8 protein-coding genes are annotated in these 15571 nt (G+C 40.1%); 6 read left to right on the top strand and 2 right to left on the bottom strand.

All coding sequences use genetic code 11. From position 1 onward, the window contains the following. Positions 1–291 precede the first annotated feature (291 nt). From N480_RS03645 to N480_RS03620, 6 genes are all read left to right on the top strand, one after another. Entirely contained in the window at positions 292–2541 is a 2250-nt protein-coding gene (locus tag N480_RS03645) for a response regulator (protein ID WP_063371158.1), read from the top strand. Positions 2542–2686: 145 nt separating this feature from the next. Continuing rightward, positions 2687–3199: a DUF2938 family protein gene (locus N480_RS03640; protein ID WP_063371157.1), complete on the top strand. Its 513-nt coding sequence runs from the start codon at positions 2687–2689 to the stop codon at positions 3197–3199. A gap of 11 nt (positions 3200–3210) precedes the next feature. Further along, positions 3211–3678 carry a cupin domain-containing protein gene (locus N480_RS03635; RefSeq protein WP_063371156.1) on the top strand — a complete coding sequence of 156 codons (468 nt, stop codon included), beginning with the start codon at positions 3211–3213 and terminating at the stop codon, positions 3676–3678. 108 nt (positions 3679–3786) lie between these two features. Continuing rightward, complete coding sequence (gene ltaE, locus N480_RS03630; RefSeq protein ID WP_063371155.1) at positions 3787–4803, top strand: low-specificity L-threonine aldolase; 1017 nt, start codon at positions 3787–3789, stop codon at positions 4801–4803. A gap of 351 nt (positions 4804–5154) precedes the next feature. Continuing rightward, positions 5155–12132, top strand: coding sequence for a SpvB/TcaC N-terminal domain-containing protein (locus N480_RS03625; RefSeq protein ID WP_063371154.1), 6978 nt, complete (start codon positions 5155–5157; stop codon positions 12130–12132). Between the two features lies 1 nt (position 12133). Continuing rightward, on the top strand, positions 12134–12592 hold the full coding sequence (locus N480_RS03620; RefSeq protein WP_063371153.1) for a hypothetical protein: 459 nt from the start codon (positions 12134–12136) through the stop codon (positions 12590–12592). 325 nt (positions 12593–12917) lie between these two features. On the opposite strand, the gene N480_RS03615 is transcribed toward N480_RS03620, so the two are convergent. Both N480_RS03615 and N480_RS25565 read right to left on the bottom strand, forming a co-directional pair. Beyond that, positions 12918–13751: a hypothetical protein gene (locus N480_RS03615; protein ID WP_063371152.1), complete on the bottom strand. Its 834-nt coding sequence runs from the start codon at positions 13749–13751 to the stop codon at positions 12918–12920. Between the two features lie 100 nt (positions 13752–13851). Next, positions 13852–15033 carry a hypothetical protein gene (locus tag N480_RS25565; RefSeq protein WP_063371151.1) on the bottom strand — a complete coding sequence of 394 codons (1182 nt, stop codon included), beginning with the start codon at positions 15031–15033 and terminating at the stop codon, positions 13852–13854. Positions 15034–15571: the final 538 nt, after the last annotated feature.

Below are 15571 nucleotides of genomic sequence, written 5' to 3'. Positions count from 1 at the left end.
TGTTTTTAAATTATCATAGTGGGTAATTTGCAATAATGCCTAGTTAGCAGCCCTTTGGAAGTGGGTGGATGTTAAGCCGCTCACAAAACTGAGCGGCGAGCTTCAAAGACAAACCTCCTATGAATTTTAAAACGTGCACGAGCATTTGTTTTAACCTCAATAGCCGTAAGCATCAATCGCAACTAATTAATTGAAGTTTCAAGTGTTCACTCTTTACTTTAAAGCACCTGTCTCCTACTTTTTAGTAAGGAAAATCCAGAGGTTCATAATGAAAACAATAAGCAGGTGGCGATGTTAGTGCTTTCAACCCAGACAATACTCCTTATGTGTGCCGTCGGGATTGTAGCGTCAGCAACCGCCTTGACGTTTTTATGGATGGCCAACAGGGATATAAAAGCAACGGTGTTTTGGGCTGTTGGACCTTGGTTGCTGGTTACAAACTTTGGTTTATTTGCAGCGCAGCAATCATTGCCTTACTTTTTTAAGCATATAGCGTCAAACTTTTGTGGCCAACTCTCTTTGATAATGATGCTTGTAGGCCTCTATTACGCCGTGGATAGACGACCTCCTTGGCGAGTGCTTACCGGGTATTTGGTCGCATTTCTTATTCTACTGTCATTGTTTACTTATTGGCACGATTCCTACAGTTATCGTCTAAAACTGGCTGTCTCGATGATATTTATCACATCAGCTTGGATTGTAGCCATTTTGGTCGAACATCGCAGAAACAGATTTGAGGTATCTGGAGCGCTCGTGGTTTTGGGGTTGGGATGCCTAAATACCGCAGGTATATTTAGGGTGAGCGCACCCATTAGTCAAAATGCGTCAAGCATTCTTGATGATTCAAGTATTTATATACAACTGTTTTTTATAACTATTATGGTAGCCCAACTCATTTTCAACTTTGGCTTTGCCATTATGGTGGGTGAGCTTCATAACTTCGCAAACAAACAAGCGAGGCAAGCGTTACTTAATTCTAATTATGAACTAGGCATTGCAAAGAAAAAAGCAGAGGAAGCATCCCGCCATAAATCCGAGTTTTTGGCTAATATGAGCCACGAGATAAGAACACCAATGAATGGTGTTATTGGCATGCTTGATCTTGTAGAGAAAGAGGGATTGACTGAAGTCCAGTTAAACTATGTTTTGACCGCCAAGTCTAGTGCTGATGCGCTAATGGTCGTGATAAACGATATCTTAGACTTTTCAAAAATTGAAGCTGGCCGGCTAGAGATTGATAAAGTTGAATTTGATGTGGTTGAACACAGTGCTGCGCTGATAAAAACACATGCCCATGCGGCACACGAAAAAGACCTTGAGTTGTTGCTTGAAACACATTTAGTTGACAATCGTATGGTTGTTGGCGATCCCATTAGATTTAAGCAAGTGCTCGGAAACTTAGTTGGCAATGCACTCAAATTTACTCAAAGTGGAGAGGTGGTAGTCGCCATTGAAACAGCCTGTGAAAGAGACAAAATACGCCTTTCTGGTATCGTAAGGGATACGGGTATTGGCATTGAAGATGACAAACAAGCCAAATTATTTGACTCGTTTTCGCAAGTCGATGCCACCACCACGAGACGATTTGGTGGAACAGGGCTAGGGCTTGCGATAGTTAAAACCTTATCAATATTAATGGGAGGAAAAGTTTCGCTACAGAGTAGCCTCGGTAAGGGCAGTACCTTTAGCTTTGATATATTGCTCGGTAAGGCGGATAGAGTGGCACCACCGAGAAGGCCTGTATTTGAGTGTGTATTAATTGTCGAAGACCAAGCCGCGTCTGCAAATATGTTAAAACATCTATTTGAGGGTTACTCAACTCAAGTTGATGTTAAAAATTCTTTCAGAAGCGCACAAACACACCTATTTGAAAATGATGTCGATCTGATTGTTGTGAGCCGTCACGTTAGTGGCCGCAAGACAGACAATTGGTTTAAAAAGTGGGCGTTGCAACCCACAACTAAAGCTATCATGCTGACCATGCTTAACGACAAAGACAACAGTGAACACTTCAAAAAATTGGGGTATTCGGGTAAATATACCAAGCCCTTTACCCAGCATGATTTAGAGAAGATGATAGAGAGTCGTCAAAGCAAGTTGCAGAACATTGAAAATGACAATTCATGTGATGAAAACAGATTTGCAGGGCAGCGTGTTTTGTTAGTCGAAGACAACCCCGTTAATCAGCTCGTGGCGAAAAAAATGTTAGATTCTTTAGGGCTCAAACCCGAGTTGGCAAGTAACGGTAAAGAAGCTATTCAAATTTTGACTGCCCATGGCGGTGAAAGTAGCTTTGCGCTAGTACTTATGGACTGTCAAATGCCAGAGATGGACGGTTTTGAGGCAACAAAACGGATCCGTAGAGGGCTTGGTGGTGAGCGTTATTTGGATATTCCCATTTTGGCTTTGACAGCTAACGCAATGAAAGGAGATAAGGAAGCATGCCTAGAAGCTGGAATGGATGATTACATAACTAAGCCGATCCAATTGGAAAGTTTAGTGAGTGCACTTTCTAAATATTTATCATTCGCCGAAGTGTAATATCACTTTTTTCATAGTATTTATCAAACTTCACTTACTGTTACATAGTTACCTCAAAAAAGGGCTTGACCTCAAGTTGACTTCAAGTGGCATAGTACTTTTAGCCATCTAGAAGTTTATTTAACAAACCTTGAAGGAAAGCAAGATGTTCTTGACCACTGATTTTAACCTGTTCTTTTGGTATGCAGCTGTGCTGGGAATTGGCGCAACGCTATTTATGGATTTGTATACCTTTGCTCTAAAGCGGATTTTCCACGTCCAATCTCTTGATTATGCATTAGTCGGCCGCTGGATTTTACATTTCAATTGCCAATTTCTGCATAGTAATATCACGCAATCTCCTAAAAAACGATATGAAGGCATTGTGGGCTGGGCTAGTCACTATGTGATAGGTGCTGCATTCGGTGCCATGTTTTTATTCTTGAGCCAATACTTCAATGTGGGCGTTCAGAGCTTTGCTGGTAGCGCAGTGTTTGGCCTTATAACTGTCACTCTCCCATTTTTTATTATGCAGCCTTGCTTTGGCTTTGGTATAGCGGCTTCTAATACTCCATCACCTTTTACTAACCGCCTTAAAAGCGTAGCAGCACATGTGATGTACGGCACTGGAATATACGTTTCGGCTTTATTGTTACCGTATATACACATTGAAATTTAAAGGGTAAAAAAATGACGACTGAATCAATAAAAATAGATTTCCCAAATGATGCACAATACACACTGTCAGCAGGTAACCTTTATCGAATAATTGCCAGAGGTTCACAAACTAACGGTCGTTTTTCATTGCTCGTGTCAATTTTAAAACCCGGTCAAGGTGGGCCCGCACACACACATTCAAATGAACAAGAATCGTTTTACATAACAAAAGGCGAACTAACCGTTTTTGATGGAGAAACTGAGGCCAAGGCGTCTGAAGGGTCATTTATATTTTGTCCTGAAGGCGCGATAAGAGGGTTTCGAAATGACACTGAGCAGGACGTCGAGATGTTAATTTTCTACACGCCATCTGGAATTGAAAACATGATAGAAATGGACGGTACTTCCGTAAATACTCTGGAGGACTATCAAAATCATACGAAAGCGAGAAAGATAGCTTGTCCCGCGCTAAACAAACAATTTGGTATTGAAGAAAAGTAGAATATTCTATTTTTATATAAGCAATCAACGAGAGGGGCTTCGCTATTTTGTTTTGTGTATTTAGTCCATATATATTGTGAAGTTCCCTGAAAAATTTAAGGAAGTTTTATGATCGACTTACGCTCTGACACAGTTACTCAGCCTTGCAAAAACATGCGCCGATTAATGAGTAATGCCATGGTTGGTGATGATGTGTATGGAGATGATCCAACTGTCAATGAATTAGAAAACTACAGTGCTGCATTACATGGTTTCGACGCTGCGCTTTTCGTCACGTCAGGAACACAGGCAAATCTACTGGCAATTATGGCGCATTGCGAGCGTGGAGATGAATATATATGTGGACAAAGTGCGCACAACTATCGATACGAAGCTGGTGGCGCAGCGGTATTAGGTTCCGTTCAACCTCAGCCCATCGAGAATGAGCCCGATGGGCGCATTTGTTTAGAGAAAGTTCGAGCAGCAATTAAACCCAATGATTTTCACTTTGCAAAAACAAAAATGCTGAGCTTGGAAAATACGATAGGGGGTAAGGTGTTAGACCTTGATTATTTAGAGTCAGCTCGTGCTTGTACTAAAAAATATGCGCTAAAACTCCATCTAGATGGTGCAAGAGTATATAACGCTAAAGTCGCCTTGGGTGTAGATATCAAAGAAATAAGCAAGCATTTTGATTCCATGACAGTGTGTTTGTCTAAAGGACTTGGGGCGCCCGTAGGGTCTTTGCTGCTGGGTGATGAAGAGTTGATCGCTAAAGCCCGCAGGATCAGGAAAATGTTGGGTGGCGGCATGAGACAAGCGGGGATATTGGCAGCGGCTGGACTATATGCGTTAAAGAACAATGTTGAACGCTTAGCTGAAGATCACGCCAATGCAAAATATTTGGCGCAAAGAGTAAACGAATTACCAGGGTTTGACAGCAGCGCTTACCAAGTGCAAACCAATTTAGTATTTCTCGATGTTAACGAAGAGATAAAAATCGATGACTTTGCTAAGACGATGTTTGAACACGGAATAAACATTACACCAGGCTATCAGGGCATGCGCTTGGTGACCCATTCTGGGATTTGCCGAGGTGATATCGATGTGTTCATTGATAAAGCCAAAGAATATTTTATGCGTTGAGGCTTGAACTAGCCCAATGCTCATCAGCTTATTGTTGAGTTTTTACTTACCAAAAAGTACCTCTATTCAATAGTTTAGTGGGTTGGATAGAGGGGGCTTTATTGGTATGTTACCCTCAATTATCCCCCTCAAAATGTAAATAATGGTGAATGCTAATATTGAGCAAAATTGCGTTTTGCTGTATATTTCGCCGCTTGAAATTTCAGCGCAGTTATCGATCCATACATGTATTAACATTAATGGCTGCGGTTCTTAATAGGCATTTTTAGAGCCTCTATCTTATCTATTGCGCGTGATTTTTGATACTAATCTCTGGTTGTTACTACCCAAAATTTATAGGAGCTTGACCTTTTGAGGGACGTACTTGATAAATCGAAAGCATTGTTATTTTTTATATTAGCCTGCTTTATAAAGTTGATGGCGATAGCCTCACCTGCTTATGCAAATAATGCTGGCCTACTGATACCTATTTCCGTTGGGGATATGTTTGTCGTCATTCCTAGGTCAGTTGACGCAACGGAATACAATGCGCAAGTCATCGATGACGCTAATGGTCGAAGGTTAACATGGAATGCTGACTTTGGCGCTCAAAAGTATGCAATTCAGGTGCTTAATAAAAATGGCGTTTGGGAAAACTTACTATACACAACTGAAAACTCAATTAAGTTAGATGCACGGTTTATAAATTATACGCAGGTGCGTGTAGCGGCCTGTTATAGCGATTCATGTTCGCAGGTTGCACAAGGTAGCGTTATTCAAAATGTCTTTAATACTAAGTTTGCTGACGTAACATCTTTAATTCCAGCAAATGCTTCTTATATTACACCAAGTGCACCTTATGTTGATAAAGTGGGTTCAATCAAGGGCAGTGCAGGTGTTAGTGGTGGTGGTGCAACTTACAATATCCCAGTTGAATTGACACCTGGCCGAGCAGGTATGCAACCGAATGTTTCACTTAATTATTCTTCTCGTTCTGGAAGCGGAATTGCTGGTAAAGGCTGGTCGCTGTCTGCTGGTGCTGCAATCACGCGTTGTGCTGCAACCTATGCACAAGATGGTCAGAGTCAAAACCCACGGTATACTCAAGATGATCGTTTATGTTTAAACGGGCAGAAACTTATCGCGATTAGTGGCACTTATGGTAACAGTGGTGCTGAATATAGAACAGAAATTGACAGTTTTGCCAAAATAACTCAGCACGGTGGAAGCATTAGCTCAACGGGGAGTTATTTTGTGGTTAGACAAAAAAATGGCCACGTCAGTCACTATGGTTATACGGCAAACAGTAGAGATATTCGTTCTAACTCAAAAGGAACCTATGCTTGGTTAATTGACCATACGCGAGATGCTTCGGGGAAAAACTATATCAATTATGAATATAAAGAATATGGAACAAACGAAAAGTTACTGGACAGAATAAACTACACAAGTGACAGTATAGCTAACTCGGGCATGCATAACGTTTACTTCAAATATGAGCGTGCTATTGACTCTACAACTAAGTACATGCATGGGTTTTCGTATCAAAAAACCCAACGATTAAAGAACATTATAACTCAATATTATTCAACTCAGACTCGAGAGTATACAATGAGTTATGTTCAAAGTAAGGCGTCTGGCACAGAGCTCTTATCATCTATTGAGCTGTGCTACGGACCTTCAGGGCGTGATTGCTTACCGCAAACGACTTTTGACTGGCAAGATAAGGCTGCCATAATTAAGGGCACATATGTAAATATCAATGCTGGTAAAACGATATCCTCAGTTTTGCCAAATGGGGACCGTAACGGTGACGGCGCGATGGATTGGCCCGGTTTTTATATCAATGCTGAGGGTCAAACTACAACAAATAGTCACCCAGTGACTCAGTGTGAGTTTTCAGGCACCAGCGGTGAAAAAGTAAACTGTCACTCTGATACGGCTGACTACGACCTAGATGGAATTACCGATGACTTTAACTTTCAGGAAGGCTCAAGTAGTACAGTGAAAAAACTTGTTGTACATAAGAGCAGCAAGTTTGGGTGGTCTACAGAGATACCAACAAATATAGAAGTTCCGCAATTGTCTTCTTTTCTCCATATTGGTGATATGAACGGAGACAGCCTTCCGGATATTGTAATTTATGAAAAGTCACTGAATTACTACCGAGATTATATTAACTATTATTATCATACAGGTGACTTTGATACCCCATATAAAACGTCTCACAAACAACAGTTATTTGAAGTGAGTAAGCAATTAAATTCAACTACCCCCTCAGAGTCATATGCGTTAGGTGGCGACTTTGATGGTAATGGTATTCCTGATTTTTACAAAGTTTCCCTAAAATCAACTGATATGGGCCAGGGGAAGTTAAGTGCTATCTACTTAATGTCTACTAATGGCAAACTACTTGACTACAGCCGTAAATCTATCAGCTGGGATGATGAAAATGACTACTTACCTACACCTGTTAAAGCTTGGAGCCGTTTTTATCGATTTGCGGACCTAAATGGTGATGGCCTAAAAGACTGGTTTGGTTGGTACAACCCCAAAGTAAATGGTAGTAATATTTTTGTCAGGTATAGTAAAGGGGATGGTTCGTTTACAGCACCAGTCAATACAGGGGTTAAAGCCCTAAGTCGCGAGTTCATTTTTGAAGAAAGTTACGGCTTACAAGGTAATAATGAAATTCGCAGAAGTGCCTACATTCCGAAGTATGGTGATGCTATTAAAGTGAGGGATATAGACGCTGACGGTAAAGAAGAGTTACTAGTCCCTAATGGGTTACTGGTTAGAGGTTGTCACAATGTTAGCCATGTAAGGTACAAAGGGGAGAGTGTCACTGAGTTTTGTGGTGATGAAATTTACACAGAGCTTATTCCAAGCGGTCCGGGAGTCTTTAAATCTATTGCGGGAAGTTATGACAGAAGCTTGCACTCTTTTGCGAAGGTAGAACTGGAAAACGGCCAGTACATTAGCACAGATACTGACTTTATTGGCTCTATTTACCAATCAGCAATGGTAGATGCACAAGGTGATGGCTTACCAGATCTTGTATTTAACTATGGGTGTGAAAGTGGTACAAGCGGCTCAAATTGTAGATTTTTAGATGCAGCACCAAGTGGTTTTAAAGAAGGTAAAGTTAATATCAGTCGTAACTATGGTACTGGCACTGGAGCAAGTGGTAGTCAATATAGGCCATTAGATATTTTAGACTCGGTTACCAACGGCTTCGGCTTAAAGAGTGAATGGGAGTATCGTCCGCTTTCTTCATCGCTTGCAACCAATATCCAAGGTATTGATAATTTCTATGAGGCTAACAATAACTCTGAAAGAAAGATAGGATATCAGCGCTTCAGCTCAAGTATGTATGTCGTTAAGGAGTTTAAAGAAGATAACGGTATTGGCGGGGATTTTGTACGTCGCTATGCCTATCGTGGAGCTATGTACAATACTCAAGGGCGTGGTTTTTCGGGTTTTAGGAGTGTTATTGAAGCCGATGTAACTCGCGGGCTAACTACTCAATCTGATTTTCACCAGCATTTTCCGTATACCGGTAAAGTGAAGAATAAAATAGTCATTGAAAGCGATAAATATGTATTGCAAGGCAGAGGTTTAAACTCCACCGAAAATGCAAATCGCCATACCGTTATAGAGTGGGCGGATAATAGCTCCCATAATATTTCGGGTGTATATAGTGTGTATGCTAAGTCCACTTATGAGGCGCATCTCCAAGTGCTCAGTTTCCGTTATAATGTTATTTCCAAGACTTGGACTAACAACTTAGCGATTGACGCATTTGGCAATGTTACTAAAACGGAAAAAACGCATAAAGACGACTATGGTTCGACAACGGTTACAACACAAAAAACGTTTGAAAACAGCACATCTAACTGGTGGATCAATAAACTGGTAAAACAAGTGGTGACACGTTCGGCAGTGTCAGAACGCCATGAAAATGATGCATTGACGCTATATACTGGCAATGAAGGCGCATTAGATTCTCAAACGACTATCACATCTGTATTCGGTGATTTCCACTCATCTAGAAAGGCTCGAAATGTCAAGCTATCAGGCTCATCTGGAAAAGGGAATGAAACTGTTTATGAATTTAATAGTTACGGTTTACCTACAAAATTAACCAAAACGGCGCAAGTCTTTAATAATGGGGTTTGGACTAGTCAAAGCCGCTCGGCGTCTACGTCATATACACTTGACGGTGCTTCTGTTGCAGATAGTGGATACTATGTGTACGAAACTAAAAATGCCAAAGGGCATATAACACGAGTTAATACTGACCCTAAAACAGGCTTAAAACTGAGTGTGCATCAACAAGTCAATGCTACAGATTACCTGACCACTGAATATGGCTATGACCGTTATTTAAGACCATATAGCAAAAAGGCAGAGGGAACCCCAACGATATATACTGCTATGCAAAATGCCGGTAGTGATGCGCCAAGGGACGCCGTTTTACAGGTGGCGACAATTTCTGCCGGCGCTCCAGAGCAAGTTACTTTTATGGACAAACTAGGCCGTACTATCCGTACGAAAATAGAAAACCAAGGTGGTAGCTGGATATTTAAAGACTCGACGTTTAACGACAAAGGCTATCCGCTTTTTGAGTCACAGCCATACATAAAGGGACAAGATTCATATGGTGTGCGTTATGGTGAGTATGACGCGCTTGGTCGTTTGTTAAGTAAAACAACAGACCAACAGTGTACACCATTTTCAACGGGTACAATGACCGCTGAATATAAGCATAATCGGCTTAAAACAACCATTAATGTCTCAGAGAGCTGTTACGGGATTCAGTTGGGTGAGATGACCCGAACTTATAATAGTCGTAAGCAGCTTATGGAAACAAAAGATGCGTTGGGGGGTTATACTCGCTATGCATATAATAGTCTAGGCTTACCAATTGTTATCCGTGATGCAAAGGGTCTTAGTATCATTGCAAAGTACGATTCGTTTGGTAATAAAGTACGTGTTAATGATCCCAATCAGGGTGTAGCCGACTTTATCTATAATGGTTTCAGAGAACCACAAAAAGAGTTGCGCAATGGGGTAACTACGATAAATTCAAACATAGATGAGTTGGGTCGTGTTACTAGCCGAAGTGCAACCGGAGAAGAAACCTTAACTTATATATTTGATACGTTATCTTATGGCCAGCTTACAAGTGCTATAGGCAATGGCGTTACACATAGCTATAGCTACGATGGGTTAGGCCGCCCTGTAGATCACACGATAAGCGGTGATAACCGTAGCTTTACGACAACCACGTTTTATGATGCCAATTACGGCCGTGTAAAAGGAATGCGTTATCCAAATAATCTAACCCTTGAATATATTTACGATGATAAAGGGTATCAGACTGAACTTAAAAACAAGGCCAGTGGCTATGTATTCAGTAACGCGACTGCGCGTGATGTATTTGGCTATGTGCAATCACAAACTTTGGGTAACGGCCTGAAAATAGATAATTATTACAGCCGTCAAAGTGGGCAGATGACTGAGCATTATACGCTTAAAAATGACACTAACTTGCTGTCTATTCAGTACACTTCTTATGATGGTTTTGGTAACTTAAAAGGGCTCGCAGTCACATCAGGTGAACTAGGTAGCCAAAATCAGTTTACAGAGTCTTATGATTATGATCACTTACATCGCCTTAAGGCCAATCAAATTGCTGGGCATACAACGGTAAGTTATGACTATGATGCTGTTGGTAATATCATAAGCAAATCGGATTATGCTTCGCAATATAATTATACGGACCATTTGTCAGGCCACAGTGGCGGCGGGGCAAATGCGGTTAAAAAAGTCTATAAAAACGGTCAGTGGGTAGGGTTTAGCTACGATTCACGCGGAAATATGGTCAAAGGGGATGGCCTAAACTCAGCCAGCTACAACGCAATGGATAAACCGACTCAAATTACTAAAAATGGCATTACAGCACAATTTACTTATGGTGCCGACCATATGCGATTTAAGCAGGTACAAGGGAGCATTACCACTTATTATGCCGGCAAGCATTATGAATTAGAAATAGAGGGTAACGATGTTACCACGCGCGCCTATATTGGCGATATTGCACTGATTTCGACTAAATCCGGCAGTACGCCACACATTCGTTATCTGCATAAAGATCGTTTGGGTAGTGCTAGATTATTTACTGATGCAAGCGGTAATGTCGTTGCCAAGCGAAACTACGATGCATTTGGTAAACCAAGGGCACGTTCTGGCGGTTTGAAATTTACTGCTCAAAATGGTGATTTAGAATCGACAAAAACTAAGCGCGGGTTTACAGAGCACGAACACCTCGATGAACTTGAACTTATTCATATGAATGGCAGAGTGTACGATTATAATTTAGGGCGATTTATGAGTGTGGACCCTGTAATTCAATCGCCAGGCAACTCGCAATCGATAAATCCTTATTCATATATTATGAATAACCCACTAGGTGGCACAGATCCAACGGGTTATTCATCAGCATGCCAATCAAAGGGTGCTGATGTGAGTGGTGATGCTGCGCCAGGCTGCGGCGGTGCAATGAACTATGATGTTGGTGATGGCGACAAGCTTATCGCAATGAGCGATGGTAATCTCTACCTTGACAAAGGTGGTGATTCACTTATCAAGGTGGATTCAATTAAGCGAAGTGGTGCAAGTGGAGTAGTTCAAAATATTGACTTAGTTAATGGAACTGTGACCTTTGATTTTGGATCTCAGGAGAGCATCGCTGCTAGTAGTGGTACCAATCAGAGTGTTAATGCCAAATTACACGAAAGTGGTGAGGTAAATAGTTATCAACACTCTAATGACGCTGAGTTCAATAAGTCACTTAAAGATTTAAACGAAAAGGCTTCAGGTTTAGAGCTTTTTGATGAATCTGATGATGCTGCTAAATGGTTACATGACAATGCTCATCCCCTCTCTGAAAAGTATGGCGCTGAAGTTGGCGCTGAAATATATGAATACTCCGTAAATGGAGGCAAAAAATATAGCATAGGAAATATAGTTACCTCATATCATAGTGGTAAGGTTGATTTAAGTAATTCTAATAAATTGAATGACACAGGAAAACCAAGTCTTTACGGGGCGTGGCACTCTCACGGAAAGTCGCGCTATTTAATAAACCAGTTTTCAGCGAGCGATATAAGAACTGCTAGAAATAATGGATATAGTGCAACCTATAGAAGTGCTCATTCGTCATATGATTATTATATGTACAGACAAAATAATTTGCTTAAGTTGAACATGCAAGGTCTGAAGTCTAATAGTAACAATCATAATGATTTATTAGGCAGCATTACATGTCTAAAAGGAGACTGTTAATATGATAAACAGCCTGTTGAAAAAGTTACTAGTGTTAATTGCTTCAATACTTACTTGTCAATATTCTATGGCAGATACGGATGTTCATCAAAAAATTACCCCATTAATTTCAGACGAACTAAAGTTAAAAATCATAGAAACCTTAGCTGATGGTGATGAGTACGTATTCAGTCTGCAATATGCAAAAAATATTACTATCGAGGGGAGCGGTGCGGTTTTAGAGGCTAAATTTATGAATGTCGCTTTGTGGCACAAAAACCAATTACTCATAAGTACACCTTCAATCCCCTTTTTAATAGATGAGAATCTACTCTTCTCTACTTTAAGGGTTAATAAAGAAAAAATAGGTAATATACAATTGGAGTTTGGTTACGGAAATAAAAGCAGCCCAATACCTAGTAAGGTTTTTAGTATTAAATTGGATTCAAGTGTTCTTAAACAGAACTTAAAGGCACCTTAAAATCAAATCAACTAGAACTGTCACTGGTAATTGATAAGTCAAAAACTCTCAGCCAAAGTTAAATAACCTGAATGGTTGAGAGTTTTGATATTGTCGATTCATCATCATAGTTTCAAACCTACTTCAGCATTACTAGCAATCTGACCGTGTTTTGCAATGGCTAATAATGCCAGTGTAGTTTAGAGTGCATTAGTGTAGTTTTAGCCCCGTTTTTGGAAAACTTTTCATAGGCAAAAATTTCAAAAAAGTTTTGTAAATTAGGAAGCAAAACTACACTTCTACACTGGATTTGGGATTAGGTGGATGTCATTGAAACCACGGATAACTAAAACATGCGGGCGCTAAACAACTTTGACAAAGCCTGATGATGTGAATATATAGTTTCAGCATGTTTTTCAACGAGTTGATTATGTGTATTTACGAGCTTTGAATAGTGCTCAATTACTCCGAGTTTGTTTATCGACGTTGAGCTTTGTTCTGGCTGTCCTGGTGTGACAAGAAACGTTCCTTCGCTTGTTAGCGTAACGGTTACTTCAAGGCTGTTAAAGTCACTTAAATTGACCACTGCTGCATTTTTGGAAATAATGCTAAAGTCCGTCAACGTACCAGGTTCGAAACTTCCCGTTGTTATATAGAATTTGAATTGGGGGGTGATAGTTGTTGCTTCGTTTGGGGCAGGGGCCCAAGTCGAGCCTATAAAGCCATTGGACATCTCAATACCAAAAGTGGCGTTTTCAAACCACCTTTGTTCCTCATTTTCTACTTTATCAAAACTATTGGTCTGTATCTGCAGCGTGCCTGTTGGACTGGAGTCTGATTGATTTACTGTCAAGTTCGGCCCTTTTTTTGGAGGGGCGGTTGCGTATTGAGTGTCGTATACTTTGCCTAATTCCACGTCGATACTTATAGTTGACTCAATACTTGATTCAATTTTTGTATTGGCCTGCACGGCGTTATTAGAAGCACCAGCTTGCAACGCATATTTATAGGGAATTACAAAGTAATTTAACCCCAAATAGTTAGGCTCGACAAATATGCCCGTACTCGAATTGGCATATACACTTTTCTTATTTAAGCCTTCAGGTTCACTTAAAAAGCACCACAGGTTTTTACCAGAGGCACTTTCGTTTACTAAGTATATTTTGTAGTCAATAGACATATCAAATCCCTGATTTTACAAAGCTTGTAACTCAATCGGTGTTATTTTCTGAGAAGTTCTCCACTCAAAAATCTTTAAGTGGAGAGCTCTATATAAAGCATTAAACCTCTAAAGATTTAAATACCTTTTCAACTGGATCTAACGTATTAAGTTGTTCTCGGTGTTGAGAAAACTTAATATCTTTTCCTGCTTTAAAAGCAGACTCAATTGCATCTCTGCCCTTGTCACCATTGTAAGAGAAATCAAACTTAGTACCGCCAGTTCCTCGATTAGTGATTCTTAGATTAATGCCAGATGCAATCATGTAAAGAAAGCCTACTGCAACAATGGCGCCTACTGTGATTGTTCCAGTAATTAATTCGTTGCTTTTATCTAACTTGTCACCTTGAGGTTTGTTGAAGGTGATTCCTTTGGATTTAACAACGACATCTTTCACCCCGCTCTCGTGCGCTGGGCTTTCACTTATCTGATCATTTTCCATCAAATAAGATAAAGCTCTGTGGTGAGAATATATAAGTTCTGAATGTGCATTGACCAGCTGGTTATGCGAATTTATCAGCTTTGAATAGCTGTCCATTAACTCAGCGCCTTTGATAGCAGTTGACAGTTGTGCTGGTTTTCCTGGTGTGACAATAAATGTGCCTTGGCTTGTGAGTGTCACAGTCACTTCAAGACGTTCAAAATCACTTAAATTTATCACCGCGGAGCTATTGGAAATTGTATTGAAATCAGCTAGCGTGCCTGACTTAAAGCTTCCCGTTGATACATAGAATTTGAATTTAGGTGTGATGGTTGTTTGTTCATCTGGATCGGGTGCCCAAGTGGAGCCGATAAATCCGTCAGCTGTTTCGATTCCAAACGTTGCGCTCTCAAACCAATTTTGATTTTGATTTTTTACTTTATCAAAGCTGTTTGTAACAAACCTGAGAGTTCCATCAGGGCTTGACCCAGACTGATCGCGTGAAAGATTCGGGCCTTTCTTAGGTGGAGCGGTTGCATAATCTGCATCATACGATTGTTTTAAATCAGCATCGATACTAATATTTGAATCAATTTTAATATCAAGTCCGACAGCTTTGTTAGAGGCACCAGCTTGCAGCGAGTATTGAACAGGCACTGTGAAGTAATTTAGCCCAGCGTAGTTAGGCTCTACATATAAGCTGGTGGTTGAATTGGCGTACACTTCCTTTCCGGTTAACCCTTCCGGCTCACTCAAAAAACACCACATGTTTTTTCCTGAAGCACTTTGATTAACTAAGTATATTTTGTAATTAGTAGACATCGCGGTTCCTTAATTTTAATTTAATATCAATCCAATAAATATCTTCATTAAAATCTATTGGTTAATAATTGGTAATCATTAACCCCCAAATGACAACATAATAAAAATCACTTAAATAAATGAGGATCCTTCAAAAAGGAGTAAGTAACTAAGAAGAAGAGACGATAGTCCATCACCATTCATGTAACTTACTCACTTTGACGACTAAAGGTAGGTGGGTTTTTGTTAACTTCTATTACACTCTGTTACACGCCATATTGGCTAAGAAATGAAGTAGATTGTTATAAAGCCAGTGTGCTCTGTAAGGAGCAAGTGTCTCTTTCGAATAGGTTTGTAGTCGTTACTCTATATAAAGCAAGCCGGCATGATTGCGCTTTAAATTAGTAAATAATGTGTTTAATACGGTTGTCAAAATCTATTTAATGGTTGCGTATAAAATAGTTTTAAATGGGGTTTGCAAAGTAATAGAGTTATAAATGAGTTATTTTTGTGTGGCTTTTAAATAATTTGGATTGCAAATATCAGGCTTGAAAAAATA

The sequence above is a fragment of the Pseudoalteromonas luteoviolacea S2607 genome (genome assembly GCF_001625575.1).
In the GTDB taxonomy this organism is placed as follows: domain Bacteria; phylum Pseudomonadota; class Gammaproteobacteria; order Enterobacterales; family Alteromonadaceae; genus Pseudoalteromonas; species Pseudoalteromonas luteoviolacea_E.
Note: the sequence above shows the minus strand (reverse complement) of the source record. Positions and strands in the feature narration are given on the sequence as shown.